Below are 25,276 nucleotides of genomic sequence, written 5' to 3'. Positions count from 1 at the left end.
ACGATGCGAAGATTACCTATATATTTCGTCATAGACGTATCAGAGTCGATGGTCGGAGAACCAATTGAACAAGTACAGAAAGGAATGCGTGACATAATACAAGAGTTACGCACAGATCCTTATGCTTTGGAAACTGCATGGGCCTCTGTAATTGCATATGCAGGCAAAGCACAGACTCTGACACCACTTACCGAACTATTCAAGTTCTATCCTCCAATAATTCCAATTGGTGGAGGTACATCTTTGGGAACAGCCCTTGAATTCCTGATGAGAGACATTGATACAAATATTGTAAAAACAACTGTTGAGCAAAAAGGAGATTGGAAACCAATTATTTTCCTTTTTACTGATGGAACTCCTACGGACGACCCCACTAACGCAATAAAACGTTGGAATGAAAAGTATCGTAACCGCACTCAGCTGGTTGTGATTTCAATCGGGGATAATATTGATCCTCTCTTATTTGGTCAGCTAACGGGTGAGATAATACGTTTTAATCCGAGTGACGCATTATCTTATAAATACTTCTTCAAATGGGTTACTGACTCTATAAAAACTACCAGTATGTCTGTAACTGACTACAATGACGATGAAGTGAAACTTGCCCCCATCGACGGCATAAATCTCGAAAAGGTTGACCCCAATAAGCAGATTAAAGTTGATGAGAATTTTGCAGTACTTGTAGGTAAATGCCAGACAACAGGAAAGAAGTACCTTATCAAGTATGCGAAACGTAGCCATAAACTTGAAGGTCTCGAAATGTTCAATGCGATGGACTTTAAGTTGGTTGGTGCATATCCAATAGACGGAGAAGCATATGACCAGCTATCAGACGGTAAAAACGTAAACCGAAAAATCAATTCCATGGAACTGGTTGGGGCTCCGACATGTCCCTGCTGTGGTAATCAGTTTGGATTGGTTACTTGTGAGTGTGGTAATGTGTTCTGCGTTGGCGAGAGTCCAGTGAATAAGTGCCCGTGGTGTGGCATGGAAGGAATGCTTGGCACTGCCGAAGGTGGTATTGATATATCCAGAACAAGAGGATAAGTTATGAAAAGAGAAGAACGAATCATACGCCGCATTCGCACTGTCGTTGACAACGGGCGGATGCTTGTGGTTGAGGTGCTTCAAGGGATAGGAGTATCTCCATCTAATAGTCAGATTGATGATTTTCTGGCTTGGCGTATCAAAGATGAATGGAAACGCTATCAAGAAGAACGTATGGCAAACTATGTGATTGAACAAAATAATCTCAATGGAGCTACTATAGTATTTCCAAATGGGAAGAAAGGCTCAGAGTATTATCAAGAGGTAAGTTTGAATATGTCCAATTATGAGGATGTCTGGTTTGAAGGATTAGAGGAAACAGGATTATTGGACAATATAAGCATTGAGACTGGTCTAATATCTCTTACGGGAACTCCGGTCGAAGCTAAAACTTATGACTTTAAGCTCTGTGCTAAAGTCAAAGGATGGGAACAAGGAGATCCTATTCTTGAACGTAAATTCAATATAGCGTTTAATCCTGACCCACGTGACCTTTGGGAACCCAAACCTGTTCCTGCCGATTTGCCATTTCAGAAGGAGGATGAGGCAAATGATTACGTCCTTGTGCCAGAATTTGAAGGATTGCCACAGAAAGACATCGTAGTGGCCAGCAAGAGAGGTCGTAGCCATGCGCAGGAGGGGAAACCTCGTGACGATGATTTCCGTGTTAGCTTCAATGCTCAAAACGGTTGGTATGTTCTTGCAGTTGCTGATGGCGCAGGTTCTGCTAAATATTCGCGTGAGGGTTCCCGCATCGCTTGTGAAACAGTAGAGCAGTATTGCAAAGAAAAACTTGCAGAACAAGGTGAAGAATTTGAAGCTGTCGTAAAGATGTATGCTGAAAATCAAACACAAGAGAATCTGAAACCTGTTGTGGGAAAGATTCACGAGATATTGTTCAAAGCAGCAACAGAAGCGCATCGTGCAATTGTTAAAAAAGTTGATGAATGCAGTGAACCTGCTGTGTTGAAAGATTTCTCCACGACTTTATTGCTCGCAGTATGTCGTAAATTTAGCTTTGGCTGGTTTGTCGCATCTTTTGGTGTTGGAGACGGTGCAATAGCTATTTATGATAAAAATGCCGACTCTATAAAGTTGCTTAACGAACCTGATGGAGGAGAGTATGCAGGTCAAACTCGTTTCTTGACGATGGAATCAATTTTTAGAGACAGAACACGCATCAAGATGTCAATAGTGCCGGACTTTACTGCATTGATGCTTATGACAGATGGCATAAGTGACCCATTCTTTGAGACGGACGCAAATCTTGCAAAGAAAGAAAAATGGGATGAACTCTGGGAGAATCTCGTAAATGAAGTTGATTTCTCAGATGACAACGAGAACTCAAAAAATCAACTGCTTAAATGGCTTGATTTTTGGAGCCCAGGCAATCATGATGATAGGACAATAGCTATCCTTTACTAACAGATTGAAAATTATCACATGGCAGATATAGTAAAACTAACCGCATCCGATAATACTCAGGTCGAATTCATAAATGAGATTTCGGCTCAGGGCGGTATGAAAGATATGTATTGGTGTCCGGGAAAGAAAGAAGTAGTCCTGTTCTTCAGAGAGAAGATTGATGCCAATTCTAAAGATCGCCTTAATAATATCGTTGGGTTGTATCGTGAGAGAATATTCAACCAAATGGGTGGTGAGTATTGGAAAAATCTTTTCTGTTGGCCAACAAAGCTTGTTGAGTGGAATGGAAAATTCGGATTGGTATGTCCTGCATATGATGCACACTTTTTCTTTGCTGACGGACCATTCAAAGGGAAAGAAAAAAATGGAAAATGGTTTGCCTCTGCCAAGTTACGCAATCGACATCTTCGTCCGCAGGATAAGGGTACATGGTTGAGTCATTTTCATATGTTAATCAAGATAGCTCGTGCTGTAAAACGCTTACACGCAGCTGGATTAGCCCATTCTGACTTATCATATAACAATGTTCTTCTGGATCCTGCCGGGGGTAATGCCTGCATAATAGACTGTGATACCTTGGTTGTTCCCGGCAAGTATCCTCCTGAAGTTGTTGGTACTCCCGATTTTATCGCTCCTGAAGTACTGCAAACCCGTGAGTTAAAGATTGGAGACTCCAATAAGAAACTTCCTTGTAGAGCAACGGACTTACATGCACTCGCTGTAATGGTCTATATGAATCTGCTTTACCGCCATCCTCTGCGAGGAGGAAAAGTTCACGATGTTAACGATGAAAAACGTGATGAGGCTATGTCTATGGGAGAGAAAGCACTTTTCATAGAACATCCTACTGATACGTCAAACAGAGTAAAACCTCAGAATCTTGGCAAAGCAGAACTCCCACAAGGCGACCCATCAAAATTACCATATACCATATGTGGCCCATACTTGAAAGATTTGTTTGACAGAGCATTTATTACAGCTCTGCATGATCCGTCAAGACGCCCTACTGCTGATGAATGGGAGCAAGCACTGGTAAAAACCACTGACTTAATGCAACCATGTCAAAATCCCAACTGCGAAGCTCACTGGTTTGTCTTTGATAATAAGATGAAGCCTCGTTGTCCGTTCTGTGGTACAGAATACCACGGCCAGCTTCCGGTGCTAAATCTTTACTATTCACCAAGGAACGATGGTAAATTTACTCCAGAGAATTACCGTCTGATGGTATATGACAAGCAGACACTTTATATGTGGCATGTAAATCGTTTTGTTGTAGCCAACGAGAAAACTTCTGCTGAAGATAAAAAGCCTGTCGGAGATTTCCATTTCCATAACGGACAATGGATACTCATAAACCGCCGGCTCCCAGATATGTGGGACAAAACAGATGATAAACAAATTCCCATTGGCGGATACGTGCCCTTGACGGAAGGTCGAAAAATTCTCTTGTCAAAGAAAGATGGAGGAAGACTAATAATTGTTCAGATAATCAGCAATTGATGAATTGATATGCCTATAAAAGACCAATGTGCGAACTGCCGTTTTCAAGATAGTGGAAACTGCACAAAACTCGTTCCTTCATTTGACGGAACGAGTTGCGACGTATATGCAAAAAGAATAAACCTTGAGAAAGAGAACGAGTACCCAGATTTAGTGCAACCGATTGAAACTGAGTCTGAAAATCAGGATGACAATTTCTACGATGATGAAATTGAACAGCCCAGTGATGAGGATATTCATGGCTGGTTGAAGTTCTTCCTTATTTTCTTTGTAGGAATCGGGTCTTTTGCTTCACTAATAATTAGCTTTGTAACGTTTGAAGCTGCTGACAACTTTTGGTTCTCTGCTTCAGATGTCGCATTTGCTTTGGTGTATTTAGCAACAGGCATTTTCACCTTGGTGGCCTTTTATAAGCGAGATACCGATGCTGTTTTTTTGGCTAAAACATTTGTAATTCTTTGTTTTGCGTCAAATTTGCTTGCACTATTTGTATCTGATGGAGAAGTTGGGAGTGACAAGATGGTTTTGAGAATGATACGATCCATTATATGGTGCTGTATTTGGTTCATATTCTTGTGTAGTTCCAATCAAGTTCAAAACATAATCCCTAAAAGCTATAGAAGAACCAAAACCCGTGATTGGATTATAATTGCTACCGTGGTCCTACTCCCATTTATCTGTATTGGTTTGGGAATTGCTTCAGAGAAAAAATCGCATACCGAGACTGAAACAGTTGCCTTAACGAATCTGTCTCTTGGCGCAAATCAGTTTAGTGACGGTAGGGTTGTTTTATCTGTACCGGATGGTGTAGATTGTGATGAAACTATGGCAGAGAACACGAAGGTATTCTCTCTATCCGATGCTGAAACAGGAGCCGAAGTAACTATTGTAAGTGATTACGATACTGATGTGACCAAGAAAAACTTTAATCAGTATTGGAGAGGATGGAAATCCGATGAATTGGATAACATTGACTATGCAGTCGTAAAGGATGAAAAGAAGTCAAATGATGATGTCACGGTATTTTATAAGTTGATACGTGTAAATGTAGAAAATCCTGTAGATTGGGAATTTGCCCTTGTGTTTCATCATGCGTCAGGAAAGGTTTGTTTGATCTCAGGATATTCAAGTTCCGAGACAAATTCACCGGTAGCCTACATAATTAACAACTTAAAGTTTTTGTGATGAGATATTATATCCTACGCAACAATACCGAATATGGCCCTTATGAAGTTGCTGTGCTAAAGCAATATGTAGATGATGGGAGGATTCTTTTGCACGATCAAGCGAAAGATTCTAATACCGGTGTTATGAACACCGTAGGATATTATCTAAGGCGGAATAACGCCAAGGTAAAAATTAAAAGCAAAGGTTCGTTCGTGGACCAATTAAAAGCGATTGGCTCTGAACTCATTTTGCCAGTAGGCTTATTAAAAAGCAAACAATGGTTGTCAGACAAAAGATTATTGCTACTGGCTCTCATTGGTCTTGGTCCCAGTGTAATTATGTTGTTGCCAATTCATGGATTTGGTGTTTTTTATGCTGTTGCATTATATTTCTCGGCTATATGGGGATTATTTTTCTATTATTTCTTCAAGACACAACAAGTCAGACTAAAGATTACGTTATCCGTATTCTTTTTGACACAAGGTTTTGTATTCATTCTTTGGGATGTACTGGGACTTCCATCCCTTAACCCATTTTATCAACTGATTGACACAGTATTCATTTTAGACCTATTCGGATATATCTTTGGTGTAGGATTGACTGAGGAACTCGTAAAATTGCTTCCTCTTTTATTGATATATAGATTTGCAAAAGAACCATTACAGCCAAAAACATTGGTCTTTTATGGACTTATGTCTGGTATAGCCTTCGGTGTATTTGAGGGTGTTCAATATCAAATGTCTGTGAATATACAACTTGATTACACATCCTCATTCTTCATGAATATCGCGCGGCTAACCAGCCTTCCTTTCATACATGCAATATGGACCGGTATAGCAGGGTATTTCATTGGCTTTGCAAAGCTATATCCTTTATATCGTCATGCTTTGTATTTCCTTGCAATATCAATCCCAAGTGTGATGCACGGATTGTATGATACTTTCTGTAGTTCATATCTTGGGATGTTAATTGCACTGCCAATTACATTTATAGCTGTTTTCTTGTTGACAACCTACCTCAGACAAGCACAGGATTACCAGACAAAACTTATCAAGTGAATGACCTATGAAAGCAATTGAACGGGCAGCAATATCCAGAATATTGATAGATCTCATAAAGGCTGACAAAGTTATTGATAGCCGAGAGATGGACTTGTATCGTAACTTAAAAGAGCAATTTTCTATTTCACGTCAAGATGAGATAGAGGCATATCTTATGCCACTTAATAAGGCTGTTCACATTATTAAGGAAATGGAAGACAGTACTAAGTCAGACCTTTTAGGAACTTTTGAGGATATGACTATTAGCGATGGCTTTTGTGCGCGTGAGGAAGCATTGTTAATGCTTATGCTTCAGTATTGTTTGAGGAATGAGAACCTCGAAAGTGATGTGATTTCCACAAAAATTGATGAATCGTGGTTCGATGAGCGTCAAGTATTATATGTCGAGTCGCATCATGCCAAAGAAGTGAATTTCTCAATATCTTCAAATTTGCGAGCAATATCACGAGAATTGAAATTATGTGGACTGGACTTTGTTTATCTTCCGGAAATAGTTCATCATTATATCACAACACCCAAAGAGTTGCTACATGAGGTTGTTGCAATGCTTTCACCATCTTTGACTGAAAGTGCAGTAGCTGGGTTACTTACAAAAATCAAACTTTTCAAAACTGATACTTTCTGCATTGAACAGCTACATCATAAATTGGGGTTCGAGGATCTGATAGACACTCCGCCATCTTTGATGTTTAGAATTAGCCAGTCAAGAGTCGGAAATGATATTTATACGAATTTTCTACGAATTGAGCTGACTGGGGATGCTGTTTCCATCGTTCAGGATATGGTCGATACATTTCTGGATTATCATAGTAGCGACAGGATTGTCGTATCTCATAAAAAGGATGAGAAAGGGAGTTTCCTTTATAAAGGCTTTTATAGGCAAGTCTTTGAAATCTTATTGCTTCAGAAAGCTGTAATGTGCCATATGTTGATTGATTTCATTCATGGCACTATATCGTTCCCTGAAATTGATGTAACGCTTTCTGGCTTGCATCGTAAAGAAAAGGCATTATATACATTATTCGTATATGAGACTCAAAATGGTGGGATAAGTTTTACCCCACCTCAATCGGTCAAACAACTCCCAAAGTTTGACCGCCGTATGGAAATTTTGCAACGCAGATACGCCAAAATATATGCCGCGTTTGGTGGTGAAGAAAAAAACGCGCCTGATATTACAAAAGCAGATATTCGTTTGCCTATGATCAGTGGTATAAGACGAGCTATAAATAAGCAGGCGGAAAAAATATATGATGCTGAGCGCTTTGTAATCAACCGCGACAAGAATGGTATATATGGCATTTCTGCCATCCCAGATGTCTTTACAAGCAAAGATTTCAGTGGAGAACAGCCAATAAGTATCTTTGATTCAGAATTATTCATCAACCTATCTAAACTCGGGTAACACACCTGCAAGGTTGCAATGGAATCAAGCAGAATATATATGTCTATGGGTTATAACATTCCGACAATCCATGTTAAGGATTGCTCAGGTTGTAACTTTGTACCATCAAAATAAACTAAAACGGACGTATATGAAACTCTTCGACCTCTTCAAAAAGTCATCAACATCTGCCACGACTACAGAAGTTGACACAATGGTACTTCCTATGGAAGAACATCCAAAGTTGTCAGCAGAGAATAACTGCAAATCTTCTGGTAATGTGATTTCAATCACATACGGAACGGGGATGCCGATTGATGTAATCTATGCTTTTATTGCCCATAATTATGAGCAGGACGGTTATCAGGATGCTCTCGTTAACACCAGCGTGGAGTACTGCACTGCAAAGGAGAACATCATTCTCAACGAACTCAACCAACTCTTCCGTCGTGTCCTACTTCGTTATCGTGGTGAAATTCGAGAGATTGATGTTCAGATTGATAATGCCAAATCTCTCTTTGCCCTCACAAGTGCTTCACAACTGACAGCTCACAAGGAAACGTGTGAAGAACATATCTCCGAAATCCAAGGCATGATTGAGAAAGTTAATGCCAAAGATCCTGAAATGATGACAATGATTGAGTCATATCGCCGAGGTTTCACCAAAGGCTGTGCCGCTCAAACTGCAAACTTCCTAAATCCTAACCGCATAACCGCTTGAAGAAATGAATAAAGCTACTAATTTCGGATGCCAGTTAATTGGTTGGGATGCTAAAATCCTATCTACCTGTGGAGAAGCCAGTAAACGACAGTTCAGAAAACTGATTTCAGCGGTGTCAATAATGATGATACTTTGGGGTACTGTTGGTTATTGCTTTGCTGACAATTATCTCAATATCACAAGCATTTTTGGGCGTATAGGTGTATCTTTGGTATTTATGACAATAATTCTCTGCATAGAACGAGTCATAATACTTTCTGTCGGTAAAAATCATGGGATGGCTCTTATGCGACTTTTCCTTGCGCTCTGCATGGCTATACTTGGAGCAAGCATATTTGACCAACTTATTTTCCACAATGACATACAACAAGAGATAGCATCTCATCGAGAAGATGTTATCACAAAGACTGTTAACAAGCGACTTGCAGTATATGACTCTGACATTGCAAGAATCACTATGGCCGTGGATTCAATTAGCCGATGCAATGATGAACTATATAAACAGATAGAAGCAAAACCAACAACAACCGTAACAGCAGTGTCTTCATCTGAACAAATTGCCGGCATGGGCGAGGATGGAAAACCTATAAAGACTACTGTCCAGAGTGTCAATAAGACCATTGTACCGAATCCTCGTATCGCACAAGCCCAAGGCAACGAAGAGCAAATAAAGATCTACACTGAGCAACTTGAACAGTTAAGATTAGATAAGAAGGACATTGACAAGACAACACGTGACGAAATCAATAGTCGTCCAACAGGGTTTATAGAAGAACTTGAAGCCACAATACGTGTAATATCACAAAGTTGGGTATCCCTAACTTTCTATCTGGTTATGTTTGCTTTCCTTATATTCTTAGAATTATTCGTACTCACAATCAAAATGGGAGAAAAGCCATGCAATTACGAGCTGATAGTAGAACATCAGTTAAGCCATAAGAGAACTATGCTCCATAACACAGAAGTATCATTAACCAATTAAATCATAGAATTATGTATAACAACAATAATATCAATATCACCCCAAAACTCATAAAGGGCGCAATATGGGGAGTGGCAGGAATCGTGCTTCTTATCGTTGCTATGGCCTTCATCCGTCCTTGGTACAATGTATGGTCGCAGGAAATGGAAGGTAAAGCAGAATTTGCTAAAGCTGAACAGAACCGTAAAATCAAAATTGAGGAGGCTAAAGCTAATCTGGAAGCCGAAAAACTAAACGCGCAGGCAGAAATTGAACGCGCTAAAGGAGCGGCGGAGGCTATACGAATTGAAAACGGCTCCATTACCCCAACCTATATTCAATATCTATGGGTGCGTCAGCAAGGAGACCTGAACAACAAGACCGTAATATATGTGCCAACGGAAACCAATCTTCCAATTCTTGAATCAACGAGAGCCTTGCAAAATCCACAAGAATAACAATAATTAAACAACAATCATATGTCACAAAAACAACATTACACAGGCTTGACCGATGCGGAAGTGTTGGAGAGCCGCAGAAAGAATGGGGTCAACGTTCTTACCCCTCCCGAAAAGGATCCGTGGTGGAAAGAGTTTCTCGACAAGTTCTCTGACCCGTTAATCATTATCCTGTTGGTTGCAGGTGTCCTCTCAATCGGAATCTCATTCTATGAATATTTCGGATTGGGCCAGGACTGGAAAGTATTCTTTGAGCCAATCGGCATTTTCGTTGCCATTGGTCTTGCAACGACACTCGCATTCATTTTTGAACAGCGGGCCAACAAGGCATTTCAAATCCTCAATCAGGTAAATGATGATGAGTTGGTGGAGGTGATGCGCAACGGAACCACAACAACAATTCCTCGCAAAGATGTTGTTGCCGGGGATATAGTCATCATCAATACAGGCGATGAAATCCCCGCAGACGGCGAACTTCTCGATGCCGTGACCCTCAGCATTGACGAATCAACCCTTACCGGAGAACCGCTTTGTGCCAAAACAACTGATCCGGCACACTTCGATAAAGATGCTACCTATCCTTCAAACCACGTTATGCGTGGCACAAAGGTAATGGAAGGGCATGGCGTTATGCGTGTTCTCAAAGTGGGTGATGCTACTGAAATGGGCAAAGTCTTTGAGGAAGCTCAAATTGATGATAGTGTCAAGACTCCCCTCAATGAGCAGCTTGATGGCCTTGCAGATTGGATTACCAATGTCAGCTATGGTTTCGCCGGTCTTATCATCGTTGGTCAGCTTATCCATTTCCTCGGTTGGAGTAATTGGCAAGCCTACACTCTGATTGTGCCTGTTGCACTATTCTTCTGGCTCGTTATCAAGAAATTTGAAGATTGGTCAAAAGCCAAGTGTATATTTACAATCGTTGGCTTCTTTATCATCTTCTTTGGGATGGTGATAGGTGCGTTCTCTATGGTTACACCTGAAGCAACAAGCGCCGACTGGTCACTCTTGCTCGCCCATACACTCAAAACTCTGATGGTTGCAGTTACGCTTATTGTGGTTGCCGTGCCTGAAGGTCTGCCGATGGCTGTTACTCTTTCGTTGGCATACAGTATGAGCCGAATGCTCAAGACCAACAACCTCGTGCGCAAGATGCACGCTTGCGAGACAATGGGAGCAACCACAGTTATCTGTACCGACAAAACCGGTACACTGACACAGAATCAGATGCAGGTCTATAAGACCAATTTCTTTGGTGAACCTTCAAATGAGGTTCTATATGAAGGTATTGCTGTAAACTCAACCGCTCAACTTGACCTCACAGGTGACAAACCAACCGTTCTTGGAAATCCAACAGAAGGCGCGTTGCTATTATGGCTGAAAGAACGCGGAGCGGATTATCAGCGACTTCGTACCAAAGCAAGCCGCATTGAAGAATTGCCATTCACTACTGAACGCAAATACATGGCAACAGTGGTTAAGTCAGCCACCGGCAAAAATATCCTCTACGTCAAAGGCGCACCCGAAATCGTTTTCGGAATGTGCAAAAATACATGTGGCGTAACCGATAGAGAGGTTAATGCACAACTTCTCGAATATCAGAATCAGGCCATGCGTACCCTCGGCTTCGCATATCAGGAACTTGGCGACAAGGATGTGACGATTGAAAATGGCAAAGTCGTTGCCACAAGCCTTACATTCCTCGGAATTGTGGCTATTTCCGATCCGGTTCGTATAGATGTTCCTAATGCCGTAAACGAGGTAATAGACGCAGGAATCAAGGTTAAGATTGTAACAGGCGATACCCCCGGAACAGCAAAGGAAATCGGACGTCAGATTGGTCTTTGGAATGATGAGACTGACACCGACCGCAATATCATCACTGGTGTTGAGTTCGCAGAACTTACGGATAGTCAACTCTGTGAACGTGTCGGAGATCTGAAGATTATTGCCCGCGCCCGCCCGATGGATAAGAAGCGGTTGGTTGAAGCGCTCCAAGCAAACAATGAGATTGTTGCCGTAACTGGTGACGGCACAAACGATGCACCTGCACTGAAAACGGCCCATGTCGGTCTTTCGATGGGCGACGGAACATCCGTTGCTAAAGAGGCCTCCGACATTACTATCATCGACAACTCATTCTCTTCGATTGGTCGTGCGGTGATGTGGGGACGCTCACTCTACAAAAACATCCAGCGTTTCCTGCTGTTCCAGCTCACAGTTAACGTGGCAGCCTGCTTCCTCGTGCTGTTCGGCTCATTCATGGGCACAGAGTCGCCGCTTACCGTAACACAGATGCTGTGGGTCAACCTGATTATGGATACCTTCGGAGCAATGGCTTTGGCATCTCTGCCCCCATCGGAAAGCGTGATGAATGAAAAACCTCGCCGTCGCGAAGCCTCTATCCTTTCCAGTTCCATGTTGTGGGAACTTTGCAGTGTGGGCTTCATATTCTTCGCGATTACTCTCGGATTCTACTGGTTATTTAACCATGCAACTATTACTTCCATTCCACAGATGTTCCACACCGTCATTGGAGCAGCACAGGAAATGACACCTTACGAGGCGACCCTACTGTTCTCAATTTTCGTATGGACTCACTTCTGGTATATGTTCAACGCCCGCAGCTTTGAAACCGGCGAAAGCGTTTTCAAACTCAAAATGAGCAGCGGATTCTGGACAATAGTCGCAATCATAGTCATCGGCCAGCTATTCATAACCGAAATCGCTTACGAATTCTTCAATGTAGAGCCCATGCTCCATACCCTTGACTGGAGCTTCAACCCCTCCGGTGCGCTCGATCTCCTCATCATCGTGGGAGCATCATCACTCGTTCTTTGGATTCGCGAAATCTACCGTCTCTTCAAATAGATCTGATATGAAAGCTCTTGCAATTTCAACCATGGTCGCGCTGTCTGTTATGGCAACAGGCTGTAACTCCAAACAAGCGACCGAGAGTAACAATCAAGAAACATCGGGTTCTACCGAATACTACGACACTTCTTCAGAGTCGTATTCTACGCCATCATATTCCGGGAGTTATTCCTCATGTGATGAAGTGGATGAGATGTATGACGGTGTAGCGGATGAGACTAAAGCAGAACTCCGCCAAGCATGTCGCGAGGCAGGTGCCGACTATGATGAGCTCTTCAACGATGCCGACATTGATAGGCAGGTTGAAGAACTCAAAGAGGAGACCCGTCAGGCACTTCGCGAATACGATTATTAAGACGAATACAGAAACCCGAAAGCACATCGGGGAATTACTTCCCGGTGTGCTTTCTTATAATCAACAAAATGCAATTACGACACGCTTCATGGAAAAACGAATGGAGTGACGACATCACCAGATTCGTAAAGGCACATGAAAATATGTATGAGACCGCCTTGGCCGAGATTTGTAACGGTCGGAAAGAGTCCCACTGGATTTGGTATATATTTCCCCAACTTCGAGGTTTGGGTCATACCTATAATTCCAATTATTATGGGATTACCAATCTTGAAGAGGCAAAAAATTATCTGGAGAATCCTCTTCTCAGTGACCACATGAACACTCTCCTTGCCATTCTATTGGCATCTGACGAAAACGATGCAAAGATTATATTTGGTGAATTGGATGCAGCAAAATTACGGTCATCCATGACGTTGTTTGATTCCGTTTGCCCTGACAACATCTTCAACCAAGTATTGTTAAAATTCTTTGCTGGGAAAAGAGACGGACGTACATTGCTTATGCTTCAATCACAATCGGACAATGAGAGAAAATAGAATCTTGCAACCAACAATATCATGAAACATATCCGCAAAATAATTTTCTGTTTATCGCTACTATTGTCGTGTCGTTTTGCATATGCCGAAAGCAGTTATGACATATCCGAATTCTACTCAGTAATCAAACCGACATCTGGCACGAAGGCTGTCGGCAGATATGATAAGGTCGTTGACGTTGAATATATCCTATCACCAACAAAGGTGGACAAGGGCAAGTATGTGGTTGAGGTAAAGAAAATTGGGGACAATCTCTATCAAGTAAAAGACACTGATCTATGTATTGAAACCCGCTATTGTCACGAATGGGCATCATTCTCAGAGAAAGTTGTTCTGATAATAGAATCCAACTACGGTTATACAAAAGGCAAAATCATATTTGATTAGATCTATTAGCTATGGCTACAATCAGCAGTTTATATATTATCGGGAACGGATTTGATTTACATCATGGAATAAATAGTTCCTATGGAAATTTCCGAGAATGGCTGTCCGAAAATGATTGCGATTTACTCTATCAGTTTGATAAAATTTATGGTGATTGTGATTCTGATTGGTGGAAAGACTTTGAAAACCAATTGGCATCCCTAAATGCTATAGAATATAGTGGAGGTATTGCTTTCGAGAATCAGCCAGATTTGATGTCTGAACACTGCGATAGGACTTGGAATGATGCTCAGATCGCAGTCGAACAGGAATTAGAGGGACTTTTCTGTTCTCTTAGACAAGATTTCCATAATTGGATTATTCAACTGAATACACCGGTATATGCCAGAAAAATAAAATTGGAGGCTAAAGAGGCTCTCTTTGTAAATTTCAACTACACTCTAACGCTGGAAAATTTATATAATATCAATCCTAAACACATTTTACACATTCATGGTTGTGTTGATTATGACGAGGAGTTTATTTTAGGGCATGGGAAAAGTTTTGATGAACTCCAACAACTGAACAGTATTGAATTGCCCAAACCTCCAGAAGACATATCTTCGGATGAGCTTGCTCAATTTTATGAGGATAACGCAGTAGGACAAGAACTCCATGAACAACTTGCACTGGACGCGGCTATCAGTGGTGTTGCCGCACAAAGGAAACCTGTTGATACGCTCTTACATAGGTTCGCTGATTTTATAGGGACAATGGATGAAGTAAAAAATATTTGTATATATGGTTTATCCTTATCAGATGTAGATGTGCCATATATACAATATTTAGCATTAAAGTTCAAAGATGCACAATGGCAATTTAGTGACTTTAAGAATCAGAATCTTCAAAAGATAAACTCATTTTGTGAGAGTAATGAAATTACGGATTACAGAGTAGTAAATTTAGAGGATATCATGCAAGTACACCAGTTGTGTATTCCATTTGAAGAATTTGAGTGATTATATATAACAACGATTGGCAAGAATGTTTAGCAAACGTCCAAATCTCTATCCAAGAGTTACTTATTCAAAATGCAAAGTTAGTCAATATCCTGAATAATAACGCCGTTTGTAACAGCATTATTTCATTTTGAAACGAAAATAGAAACGCCATAGGTAGAGTTTGTTTAGCAAACGCTCTCAGCCTATGGCGATATTTTATTGATTTAGACGATTTTGTTTGCCATCACAATCTCTTGGATAGAGATAATGGCAAACAAGAACTTGAATAAGGCTAAGGAAGCCAAGAAAGATGAGTTTTATACTCAACTTGAAGACATAAACAATGAGCTGCGCCATTACCGCGAACACTTTCGTGGTAAGACAGTGCTGTGCAACTGCGATGATCCTCGTGTCAGCAATTTCTTCAAATATTTTGGAGAGACCGGAGCATGCTGGGACAGCATGGGAGGCATAAAACAGTGCCGAAATCTGCATTTTAGAGCCGGAAGGCAGGATTGATTATCAGCTAATTGCGTCCTGAGTTCGGGGTCGACAGGCGTAAAAACCGGAGCATGCTGGGACAAATGGCCGAAAGCACGCCGCGCCGCGCAGAAAACCGGAGCATGCTGGGACAGTCGCTCTGACGCAAGTCTCTGGCTGTCGGGCGCCTGGCGCAAAAAACCGGAGCATGCTGGGACACTTTTGATGATTTTCAGCTATATTCCCATAAATAAGGAATATAGCCATGGCAACACAACCGATAAGCATGAATATCATCAAGCAGGTGCTGATACGCCTGTCGCAAAAGGAATCGATCCGTTCAATTGCTTCAGCGCTCCATATCAGCAAGAACACAGTCAGCCGCTACAAGTCGATAGCTGAGGCGGACCCTCTTACGACACGCGAACTTATAGCGCTGGAGGACACGGTTCTGAACCACCGTTTCAACGGGGGCAGCCCGGCGTATTGCGATGAGCGGATGGAAGTTCTGAAGGAACTTCTGCCCGCTTTGGAGAAAGAACTGAAAAAACCGCATGTCACATCGCAGCTGTTATGGGAGGAATACCGCAGAGATCACCCCGACGGCTACAGCCTGTCGCAGTTCCGCTATCACATATCCCAGCATATGAAAGCGGTCACTCCCTCGACGTTACTTCGCGACCTGTATCAGCCGGGACAGAAGATGCTGATTGACTTTGCCGGGGACCGTCTGTCGTATATTGACACTGACACAGGGGAGGAGGTGTTTGTGGAGACGTATGTGGCCATAATGCCGTACTCGGGCATGACTTTTGTCATGTGCGTGCGGTCACAGGGGATAGAGCAGTTTCTGATGGCCACGGTCAGGGCTCTGGAGTTTTTCGGAGGTGTCCCGAAGATACTGGTGCCTGACAATCTGAAATCGGCGGTCAAGAAGGCCGATTCCTACGAACCTGACCTGACTACAGGCATGAACGACCTTGCCAACCACTATCTGTGTGTGGCACAGCCCGCGAGAGTTCGCAAGCCCAAGGACAAGGCTCTGGTCGAGGATGCCGTCAACAAGGCCTACCGTCATATCTACGCCCCGCTGCGCAACCGCATCTTCCACTCTCTGGAAGAACTAAACGAGGCAGTCGCTGAGCTTGTCGACCGCTATAACCAGAAGCGGCTGACCGGCTGCGATTACTCGCGGCGTGAGTGCTTCCTGGCCTCCGAGAAACCGATGCTGGCTCCGCTACCGCAGGCTCCGTTCGAGTTCAAACGCCGCGCCACACTGAAGGTGGCCCCGAACAGCTTCATCACCTTCGGGGCGAACCGCAACTCATACTCCGTGCCTTACCGTCTGATCGGGCAGCAGGTGGATGTCACCTTCACAGCCACGCAGGTACGCGTATATCACTCGGGAGAATGCGTGGCCACACACATGCGCTCATACCGCCGCAACGACTACACCTATGTCGAGGAGCACCTTCCTCCAAAATCAAGGGAATACCGCGCATACAGCGCCGAGTACTTCATATCCAAAGCCGAACGCATCAGCCCCGAGTTCAAGACAATAATAGAGGCCATATTCGCCGGAGGACAGCCCGAACAGGTATACTTCCGCACTGCCCAGGGCTTCTTCAGTCTCCAACGCGACAGCGACCCGGCCCTGTTCCGTCAGGCATGTACCATAGCCGTCTGCCACGGCAATCTGCGCTACAGGTTCGTCAAGGCTCTCATCAAGACACAATGCGAGGGCTTCCGTGAGAACGCCGATGAACTGACGCCTCCCGGAAATCACTCCAACATCCGCGGAAAAGCGGCTTTCGCATAATAATCCACCATTTACATAAAAACAACACAATCAATGGAAAGAATCCTTTCTGAACTCCGACAGATGCGCCTTCCGGGAATGGCGCAGACATGGCAGAGCCTGATGGAAACACGTCAGGCAACTTCACTCAACATCGTGGACGGACTCCGTCTTCTCCTTCAGGGAGAACACGACATGCGCCGGGCAAACCGGAATGCCCGGCTTCTCAAAAACGCCCGGTTCCGCTATCAGGTGTCAGTCGACGAACTCGCATACGACTCTGCGCGTGGTCTTGACAAAGCATACATCACCCAGATGTGTGCCGGCGAATACATCAGGCGCGGCATTCCTGTGATCATAACCGGAGCCACCGGCACGGGCAAAAGCTGGCTCGCATCGGCCCTCGGACATCATGCCTGCATATCCGGCTTCAAGACCCGCTACTGGAGCATCCTCAAACTCATGGAAGACCTCGCCATGGCAAGAGTCGAGCGTCAGACCAAGAGGCTCTTCGAGAAGATAGCCTCTTACGACCTGATCATAATCGACGACTTCGGAATCAAGAAACTCAACAACGAGCAGATACTCGACCTTATGGAGATCATCGAGGACCGCCACGGCCGCAAGGCGACAATCATAGCCTCGCAAATCCCCGTCTCCGACTGGTACGACTGTCTGGAGACAAACACCACCGCCGCCGACGCCATACTCGACCGGATGGTGCACTCAGCGATACGTTTTGAGCTAAAAGGCGACAGTCTCAGAAAAAATCATTAACTTTGCAGCATCAAAAGTGTCCCAGTCTGCTCCGGCGCACTGTCCCAGTCTGCTCCGGTTTTTCCACCTACCTATTCGTCCAGTTTCAAAATAATTGTATAATTATGAAGATCAATATTCTCTTTACAGCTTTAGCCTTTATAGTATCTTCTTTTGTGCCTATGCTTGCCCAGCATTACACGGAAATCTCTATCGTACCCGATAATGAATATGTGGATGAAGTTCCAGATAAACAGCCGGAATATCCCGGTGGTATAAATGCGCTGATGAGATTCCTTTCACAGAATCTTGTGTATCCTCAGGAGGCGATGGCCAATAACCTCCAAGACAAGGTAATTGTAAAGTTTATTGTTAACACAAAAGGCGATGTTGAATATCCTGAGATAATGTCGGGCAAATATCCTGTTCTTAATCAAGAGGCGCTCCGTGTTGTGTCACTCCTGAAAGGTTTTAAACCCGGAGAAAAGAACGGGGAGGCAGTAAAGACGTGGTTTACTCTCCCTATAAACTTCAAATTGAACTCTGAGCAGGATGAAGATGATGATTACTTCGATGCTGTGCCTATTGATTCTATCGGCTATCAAGAGATGATGGATTTAGGGCTGAAGGCTCAATCAGAAAATAATCTGCCTCATGCCACCGCATACTTCAAAGAGGCTTTCCACATCAATCCGTATTCCATTGGCCCATTGGAGCGTATTGTAAAAATGAACAATGCCAATCAGAAATCTGCTGATAACTATGCTATCTATGAATTTGGCATTGATGAACTCACTCGATGGAACAAGCTAAACGGGACTGGAGCCAGTGCAGCATTTCCTATGGAATGGTTGGCCGAACAGATGAATTTAATTGACCCGGATGATCTTTATCCGCACTTCGCATTGTTATGGACATACCTTGAAATGCCAACTCCGACACTTCGTGAACGTGCGAATACGTTAATGGACAAACTTATTCCAATTAGTGAGAAACGTCAACTCTGGGATCAATACGGCCATATGATGTCACTTAAGATTTTTTTCTTGACTGATTTCAATGAAATTGTGAAATTGTATGAGCCTAATGTAAAGAAACTGGCGAAATCTCCTCAAGGTGCTGGTGCATTAGCAATGCTCAGTCAAGTATATGGAGAAAAACTCGGTAATTCAGAGAAAGCTGCAAAGTATATGAAAATGGCTGAAGATGCTGACCCGAAAAGGGTCGAACTTCCAAAATGGATTGAATAACGCTGTCTACGGATTTTATGCAAACAGATTATATGATATGCGTTTTCAGGAATCTGGGGAAATAATGACTATGGCAGAGATTATATCGTTCATCACACTGAATACATATAGCAACAACAGGAGTTGAATAATATCAAAACCGTAAAATATCAGATCGATGAGATATTTACCAATAATTTTAGTCTCGACGATTCTGGCATCATGTCAAGTATCGTCAACTAAGGCTGTAAATGAGCAAAAGGAAATAATTGAAGATTCTGTGCCTGACACACTTGTAACTGTGTCGAATATGGAAATAGATTCCATGCCATTCATCATGTTAAAGATGAACAATGAGACTGCTTATATTTCAATGGTGGACTCCGTTATACCTTCTGAAACTGATTCGACAATAGGATTGTGTGTTGAGGCGGCTTTTACGGGAGAGTTACTTAAAGAGTTCAAAACAACGAACATCGGTGGTGATTACGTTATTGATGGTGTCTTCCATAAAGGGTACAAGTGTAAGGCGAATACCGGATTCCTTTACGCTGACAAGAAAATCTACACCATATCATCTTCTCAACATTGTGATGAATGGATTGCCAAAGCACAGGAAAATGGAGGCACCCTCTTCCAACAAATTCTAATGGTACAGAACGGAAAGAACGTTTATAAGGGAACGCCCATTAAGCAGGCAACCCCCAATATATATAGGAGTGCATGTATTTTGAATGACGGTAGTTTTGCTGTTATCCAATCGACAAAAGCATTACCATTAAACGATTTCATCAACTCTCTGATAGAAATGGGCGTTAGCGATGCTCTCTATCTTGATATGGGTAGAGGCTGGAACTATGGTTGGTATCGCGAGAATACTGAGTCTCCCGCCATTAAACTCTTCGATTATAAATCTACTTATCAAACCAACTGGCTTTTCATAAAGGCTAAGCGATGAAAATCCAACGAATAATGAAACCTAAATTTTTAATCTATCGGGCTCTGATAGTTTCAGTTGTAATTGTTGCTTTTGCTCAAATTTCTTTATTGGGATGCGAAAAGGCTCACAATAATCCTATAGCCAACAAAGATATTCTTGCAGAAAACGATAGCGTTCAAATTCTTTGTGAAGTAGTTGACTCTGCCAAAGATGAATTTGACGTGCCGATAATTGCTCTATGGATACACAATAAATCAGACGGTTCTGAAAAGAAGCTTCTGCAAACAGTGAGACCCGACTGGCATTGCTGGTATATGAGCGATGGAGACCAGTGGATTGATGTTCCGATTGATTCTATCACAGCCATATCCAGAGCTTACATTATCAATGATAATCCCCTCCAACTCATCGTGGAGGGAGTCCCGGATTGTCGTAATGAATTCTCTCACTTCATTGACGTGGACAGGCATACAGCAAAATACATTCCGGCTAATAGCGGATTGCTTGGCCGTACAGAAGAAGGATATTTGATTTTCCGCTCATACAGATATGTCTCTAACCCTGACATTGCCGGTCGCTATACTTTCCTTCAAGTCTTTGACGAAGACGGCGTAATGGTCGATTCCCTTGACCTTGAACACGTAATCCTTGAAAAATACAATTCTCCGTATGCTAAAAAATAAGATTGCTAAAAGAATTGCGTGGGCTTCAGGTGCTCTTATTGCCTCGTTGGTAATAGTCATGGTTGTATGCGACCGAATGGTTAATCATGCCGCTAAGGATCGGCTTTATGATTCAGTGGAGGATATGCCACATCGTAAGGTCGGGCTTGTGCTTGGCACTTCGCCCATATCTACATGGAATGGGCGAAGGAACTATTACTTTGATCATCGTATAAAAGCGGCCGCAGACCTATATAACACCGGTAAAGTTGATTGGCTTGTAGTCAGTGGTGGCGATTATCGCAATACAGAGAACGGATATGATGAGCCGGTGGCTATGCGTGATTCTCTGATAAAGCAGGGAGTCGATTCAATCCACATAGTTCTTGACTATGACGGCACTCGCACACTTAACTCAATAGCTAAGATGCGTGATGTGTATCGGCTGGACTCAATCGTAATAATTTCGCAAGAATACCATAACGAGCGTGCCTTGTATCAATCCAAACATCTTGGAATAGATGCAATCGGATATAATGCCAAGACCCCCGGTCGTCGTACATCATGGTGGCGTAATCGTGGGCGTGAGGTCCTTGCCCGCGTAAAACTTTTCATTGATATTGTCAGAGATGTGCAACCCGACATCAAGGAGTCAATGGTCAGTGATTTTACTGAGTCAAAACTGGAGTTCTTGTCAGAATCACATATACAAACAGAATATGGAGATTTAATTTGCCTGAAGCCAGATATGAGTCGCTTAACTATGGATATGATTTGCGGTGAGATACCCTCAGCCGACAACGATTCTATCGTTTTGGCTTTTGCAGGAGCTTTCACCGGGTCAACATCAGGCAAAGGACACATCAATATAGCCGGGAACCATGTTTCGGGAGGCAAGATATATAGAGGTTATCGTTGCAAGCGAAACACCGGTGCTTTCACATGGTCACCACTTTCCGGCCCTCAGTTCTTCTATGACGATTATCAATCAGCAATGGAAAAGGCAGCAAGAGAAGGTGGAATGGGCTTTGCACAGGAAATGATGATACACCATTGTAAAGGTGTGAAGACGGCTCGAAAATTGGGCAACAAGAACGTTTTCCGTGCCCTATGCCTCAACAAAGAAAACCAGTTGGCTCTATATGAGAGTCTCGGCATTGTCACCTTCGGCAACTTCATCAACGCCTTACTCTCACAAGGTGTAAAAGAGGCTCTTTACACCGACATGGGGCAAGGTTGGAACTACTGCTTCTATCGCCTTAATGCAGATGAGTCCTCCCCCAAATACCTTCACAATAAACCGCTCCCTTACGCCTCAAATTTTGTTGTATTGAAAGTAAAACAGTAATATCTTGTCACTTGAAAAAGACTCTGTATGGCACAAATTCTAAGTAAAATAAAATGTTGGATACTCAGACATAAAATTTTGCTTGTCAGTATGGTTGTACTTGTGCTGATTAAAGTGGCATGGGTAGTTTGGGGTTGTTGGAGCATTGGAAGCCAACAGAAAGAGAAAAATGATATTCTTCAGCGAAAGAATTGGCTCGTAGATAAAATTGTCGTTGAGCCTCGACAGTTGTTGAAGGAAATGCCGGGAGGATTGGGACTGCAATTTCAAGGCGAATGGGCATTGTATTCCTGCTCTATGTTTTCAAAGGCTTTTTCTAACATTTCGATTCTTTATCCCGAAACCAAACAGGAATCAATAAATACAATAGATAGCCTCATTCAGATAGTTAAATCTCCGGAACTGAGACTATATGACAAGATGCGTTGGGGAGAAGATCCGTTAGATTCGATTGCCGGAGATAAGAGCCATATATCATATCTGAGCCATTTGGCATGGATGATAGGCAACTATCGCAAAATCGGCGGAGGTGATAATTACAACGCGCTCCATGACTCACTTTGTAAAGCGATGAATCGCCGGATACTGGAGTCTGAATGTATGAATCTTCCTACATATCCCGGTGAGGACATATACATACCCGATATGCTCGTTGCCATTGTAGCGCTCACAGATTATGCCCAGCTAAACAATGGGAAATACCAAAACACCGTCAACCGTTGGATTCAACGGGCTAAATCGGAATGGATTGACAGCGAAACAGGGTTGCTCCGCTCTTTTCTCCCTCTTGATGGTAACACCTCTGTACTGTCACCAATCAAGGGATCCTATTCAACTCTCAACACATATTACCTCACGCAGATAGACTCGGAATTTGCTAAAGAGCAATACTCACATCTCAAAGAAGCTTTTCTGAAAGATTCATGGCTGACCGGATTCAAGGAATATCCCGATGGCAGTGGCTTTCTTGGAATGGATATGGATGCCGGGCCTATAATCTTCGGGCTTAGTCCGTCAGGCACAGCCTTCGGCATAGGCTGTGCCACATATTTCAACGACACTGACCTACGAAAACATCTGCTAAAAACCGCTGAAATCGCAGGTCATACAGTATCATGGAATGGTAAGCGACGCTATCTTCTCGCCAATATAGCCTTAGTCGGAGAAACCATAACCCTTGCAATGCGAACAAATTGTATAAAATAAATCTTTTAATCTACCGATACATGAGCTTTTTAGCAACAATTGTATATATCATATTAGGTTTCATTATTATTGCGATAGTATTCATCTGCATTATAGTTTTAATGATGTACTGCGTAGCTTCAGGTATTGCATACAAAAAAGAAACTGAAATTTCTGCATGGGATTATTGGGAAACTCATAAGAGTAAATCATGGACTGAACTGTCAGGCGAAGAAAAAGAAAAGATGTTGATTGCAAACCTTATAATTGCAGATGATGTAGGAGCCGTAGTAACTAAAGAAAAGCTCACTATTATGTTGGAGGAACAATTGCCAATTTCAGAACCTCATGTTGGATTAAGTTATCCGATGGATTACTAATGGTATTCGCCGCCTCTAAAGGCGGCCGAAATTTTTGGAAATTTTGAGAGTAAATCAGCGGTGCAACTCTTCACAGGGCTGCACCGCTTTGGCGTATATTACGACTATTGGCTATTTTTTCTTGGCGAGCCATTCGTCTCGCTTCTGTCGGCACTCTTTAAGGGTGGGTGCTACCACGGAGAATAGTTCGCCATACTCGGTACGATAATCATACATAATTTGTTCCACTCGTTCACCTCTATGAGTATAGTAGAAGGCTTCGTATTGCTCTTGACCTCTCTGCGTGGTCGATATTCCGTTTTGTGTCATGTGTGTCATAGCTGGTGGGGTATTGTGACCTCCACCGGTGCGGTGGAGGTCGGATTAAACTTATGCTCTCTTTCTCTCGGCTATCATCTTGATATTGTCGCTGATGATTTGGGCAATGCGGTCTTGATATTGGCAGACCTTGTTGGCAAATGCCCTGCATTGAATGATTGAGTAGTCTTTGAGGGAGATTTCAATCGTGGCGATTGTCTTGTCCTTGATTTTGGCGGTGAATACCAATGTGTTCTCTTTGAGGTAGTAGGATGATGAACCTACGCAGATGTGCTGACGGCTTCCCTCATCGTAATACTCGGCTACGGAGTTGAGGGTATGGACAACGATTTCTCCGTCTGTCATCACCAATCCGGTGTATCTGCCTTTGAGTTCCTCAAACTTGGCTTCATCTTCCTCCGCTCTCTTGCGGTCTTTCTCTCTCTGCTCCTTGATACGCTGACGTTCAGCCTTTGCCACATATTCATCGTGTACGGCTTTAAGGTCTTTTGGCGCTACCAACGTGGGGGAATGGAGGTCTCTGCCCATTCTATCCAACATCTTGATGTAGTCAAACCACATCTGCGGGTCGTCAATCTTGTAACCTGCCCTGCGTGCCACCTTGATTGTGTCCCAATATTTGTCAACCTCTTTAGGGTGGTGGCAGAGGTAGCGGAACAACCCTCCCTCTCCGGCTTTCATCAGAGTTTCAGCCTTGGGGTTGGTGAGCAACTGCTGAAACATAGTCACGGGGTGAGCGCCATAGGCATACGTTGTGTATCCGTTGCGCTTGATTGTGTCAGTCACCTTGATTCGGGGATATACCCATTGGTTGGCGATGTGCCAAAATGCGTCATTGTCGTGTCTGATTTCCAATGGAGAGCCGAAAGCGAATGAGTCAATGTAGTGACCTAATGTGCGCTGAAGCCCTACAACTGTGGTGTGTCCGTGCTTGTCAATCCAATAGGAGCCGATTTCAACAAAGCCGGGATTTGCCTTCATACCCTTGCGGAACTCCACAATCATCAGAAACATTCGGATTACTTGAAAACCCTTGACTGCGGTGATGATGTTGAAGTATGACCTCTCCCTTACAACTCGCTGAGTGGTAGCCTTGACCTCAACCTTTGCGCCACAATGTGGGCAACGGCACATTCCTTCCTCGGCTTCCCACTCGTGACCGCATATCAGACATACGGCTTTCCCTTTCTTGAATTTAAGGGCATAGTTGTCAATTGTATGGGTCAGTGCCCACTGCTTTTGGGCGGTGGTGAGTGGGCGAAGCTGCCCACTCATTGCCAATATCTGCTCTTGCTTCTTGTTTCTCGGTTTCATAGTCGTA

Annotated in this window: 24 protein-coding genes and 1 pseudogene; 23 read left to right on the top strand and 2 right to left on the bottom strand. The window is 43.1% G+C overall.

Translation table 11 applies throughout. The features are described 5' to 3' along the window. Window positions 1-3 precede the first annotated feature (3 nt). From EZ315_RS09030 to EZ315_RS08920, 23 genes and pseudogenes are all read left to right on the top strand, one after another. Window positions 4-1,047: a TerY-C metal binding domain-containing protein gene (locus EZ315_RS09030; RefSeq protein ID WP_135471762.1), complete on the top strand. Its 1,044-nt coding sequence runs from the start codon at window positions 4-6 to the stop codon at window positions 1,045-1,047. 3 nt (window positions 1,048-1,050) lie between these two features. Continuing rightward, window positions 1,051-2,472: a PP2C family serine/threonine-protein phosphatase gene (locus EZ315_RS09025; RefSeq protein ID WP_242452549.1), complete on the top strand. Its 1,422-nt coding sequence runs from the start codon at window positions 1,051-1,053 to the stop codon at window positions 2,470-2,472. Between the two features lie 18 nt (window positions 2,473-2,490). Then, on the top strand, window positions 2,491-3,972 hold the full coding sequence (locus EZ315_RS09020) for a helix-hairpin-helix domain-containing protein (RefSeq protein ID WP_135471761.1): 1,482 nt from the start codon (window positions 2,491-2,493) through the stop codon (window positions 3,970-3,972). A gap of 9 nt (window positions 3,973-3,981) precedes the next feature. Continuing rightward, complete coding sequence (locus EZ315_RS09015; protein WP_135471760.1) at window positions 3,982-5,157, top strand: hypothetical protein; 1,176 nt, start codon at window positions 3,982-3,984, stop codon at window positions 5,155-5,157. After that, window positions 5,157-6,197: a PrsW family glutamic-type intramembrane protease gene (locus EZ315_RS09010; RefSeq protein ID WP_135471759.1), complete on the top strand. Its 1,041-nt coding sequence runs from the start codon at window positions 5,157-5,159 to the stop codon at window positions 6,195-6,197. Before EZ315_RS09015 ends, EZ315_RS09010 begins: the two co-directional genes overlap by 1 nt. Window positions 6,198-6,204: 7 nt before the next feature. Beyond that, window positions 6,205-7,605: a hypothetical protein gene (locus EZ315_RS09005; RefSeq protein ID WP_135471758.1), complete on the top strand. Its 1,401-nt coding sequence runs from the start codon at window positions 6,205-6,207 to the stop codon at window positions 7,603-7,605. 130 nt (window positions 7,606-7,735) lie between these two features. Then, window positions 7,736-8,305, top strand: a complete 570-nt coding sequence (locus EZ315_RS09000) for a hypothetical protein (RefSeq protein ID WP_135471757.1) — start codon at window positions 7,736-7,738, stop codon at window positions 8,303-8,305. 4 nt (window positions 8,306-8,309) lie between these two features. Next, window positions 8,310-9,287: a DUF4407 domain-containing protein gene (locus tag EZ315_RS08995; protein ID WP_135471756.1), complete on the top strand. Its 978-nt coding sequence runs from the start codon at window positions 8,310-8,312 to the stop codon at window positions 9,285-9,287. A 101-nt stretch (window positions 9,288-9,388) separates the two neighbouring features. Next, window positions 9,389-9,724, top strand: coding sequence for an SPFH domain-containing protein (locus tag EZ315_RS08990; RefSeq protein WP_242452574.1), 336 nt, complete (start codon window positions 9,389-9,391; stop codon window positions 9,722-9,724). 21 nt (window positions 9,725-9,745) lie between these two features. After that, window positions 9,746-12,595, top strand: coding sequence for a cation-translocating P-type ATPase (locus EZ315_RS08985; RefSeq protein ID WP_135471754.1), 2,850 nt, complete (start codon window positions 9,746-9,748; stop codon window positions 12,593-12,595). A gap of 7 nt (window positions 12,596-12,602) precedes the next feature. Next, a complete protein-coding gene (locus EZ315_RS08980) occupies window positions 12,603-12,953 on the top strand; it encodes a thioredoxin domain-containing protein (protein WP_135471753.1) in 351 nt (116 codons plus the stop codon). A 68-nt stretch (window positions 12,954-13,021) separates the two neighbouring features. After that, window positions 13,022-13,492: a DUF1810 domain-containing protein gene (locus EZ315_RS08975; protein ID WP_135471752.1), complete on the top strand. Its 471-nt coding sequence runs from the start codon at window positions 13,022-13,024 to the stop codon at window positions 13,490-13,492. 21 nt (window positions 13,493-13,513) lie between these two features. After that, the gene (locus EZ315_RS08970) at window positions 13,514-13,879 is read left to right on the top strand and encodes a hypothetical protein (RefSeq protein ID WP_135471751.1); all 366 of its coding nucleotides are present in this window, start codon (window positions 13,514-13,516) and stop codon (window positions 13,877-13,879) included. Between the two features lie 11 nt (window positions 13,880-13,890). Beyond that, a complete protein-coding gene (locus tag EZ315_RS08965; RefSeq protein WP_135471750.1) occupies window positions 13,891-14,877 on the top strand; it encodes a bacteriophage abortive infection AbiH family protein in 987 nt (328 codons plus the stop codon). Between the two features lie 249 nt (window positions 14,878-15,126). After that, a pseudogene (locus tag EZ315_RS08960) lies at window positions 15,127-15,294 on the top strand (adenine-specific methyltransferase EcoRI family protein); the annotation flags it as partial. A 310-nt stretch (window positions 15,295-15,604) separates the two neighbouring features. Further along, on the top strand, window positions 15,605-17,158 hold the full coding sequence (istA, locus tag EZ315_RS08955) for an IS21 family transposase (protein WP_135471434.1): 1,554 nt from the start codon (window positions 15,605-15,607) through the stop codon (window positions 17,156-17,158). Between the two features lie 33 nt (window positions 17,159-17,191). Beyond that, window positions 17,192-17,914, top strand: coding sequence for an IS21-like element helper ATPase IstB (istB, locus tag EZ315_RS08950; protein ID WP_135471433.1), 723 nt, complete (start codon window positions 17,192-17,194; stop codon window positions 17,912-17,914). Between the two features lie 104 nt (window positions 17,915-18,018). Further along, window positions 18,019-19,143 (top strand): energy transducer TonB, encoded by a 1,125-nt coding sequence (locus tag EZ315_RS08945; protein WP_135471749.1) that lies wholly within the window; start codon window positions 18,019-18,021, stop codon window positions 19,141-19,143. A gap of 157 nt (window positions 19,144-19,300) precedes the next feature. Beyond that, entirely contained in the window at window positions 19,301-20,080 is a 780-nt protein-coding gene (locus EZ315_RS08940) for a hypothetical protein (RefSeq protein WP_135471748.1), read from the top strand. A 14-nt stretch (window positions 20,081-20,094) separates the two neighbouring features. Continuing rightward, window positions 20,095-20,745, top strand: coding sequence for a hypothetical protein (locus EZ315_RS08935; RefSeq protein ID WP_137070933.1), 651 nt, complete (start codon window positions 20,095-20,097; stop codon window positions 20,743-20,745). After that, a complete protein-coding gene (locus EZ315_RS08930) occupies window positions 20,732-22,072 on the top strand; it encodes a SanA/YdcF family protein (RefSeq protein WP_135471746.1) in 1,341 nt (446 codons plus the stop codon). The genes EZ315_RS08935 and EZ315_RS08930 overlap by 14 nt, the downstream gene beginning before the upstream one ends. Before the next feature lie 90 nt (window positions 22,073-22,162). After that, the gene (locus EZ315_RS08925; protein WP_135471745.1) at window positions 22,163-23,278 is read left to right on the top strand and encodes a hypothetical protein; all 1,116 of its coding nucleotides are present in this window, start codon (window positions 22,163-22,165) and stop codon (window positions 23,276-23,278) included. Between the two features lie 20 nt (window positions 23,279-23,298). After that, window positions 23,299-23,637 (top strand): hypothetical protein, encoded by a 339-nt coding sequence (locus tag EZ315_RS08920; protein WP_135471744.1) that lies wholly within the window; start codon window positions 23,299-23,301, stop codon window positions 23,635-23,637. A 111-nt stretch (window positions 23,638-23,748) separates the two neighbouring features. Here the strand turns inward: EZ315_RS08920 and EZ315_RS08915 are convergent, their stop codons facing one another. Further along, window positions 23,749-23,946, bottom strand: coding sequence for a DUF3873 family protein (locus EZ315_RS08915; RefSeq protein WP_135471743.1), 198 nt, complete (start codon window positions 23,944-23,946; stop codon window positions 23,749-23,751). A 60-nt stretch (window positions 23,947-24,006) separates the two neighbouring features. Then, window positions 24,007-25,269: a PcfJ domain-containing protein gene (locus EZ315_RS08910; protein ID WP_135471742.1), complete on the bottom strand. Its 1,263-nt coding sequence runs from the start codon at window positions 25,267-25,269 to the stop codon at window positions 24,007-24,009. Between the last annotated feature and the right edge of the window lie 7 nt (window positions 25,270-25,276).

The organism is Duncaniella freteri (assembly GCF_004766125.1).
GTDB lineage: Bacteria > Bacteroidota > Bacteroidia > Bacteroidales > Muribaculaceae > Duncaniella > Duncaniella freteri.
The sequence above is the reverse complement of the archived record's forward strand: the minus strand, read 5'-3'. Positions and strand labels throughout refer to the sequence as shown.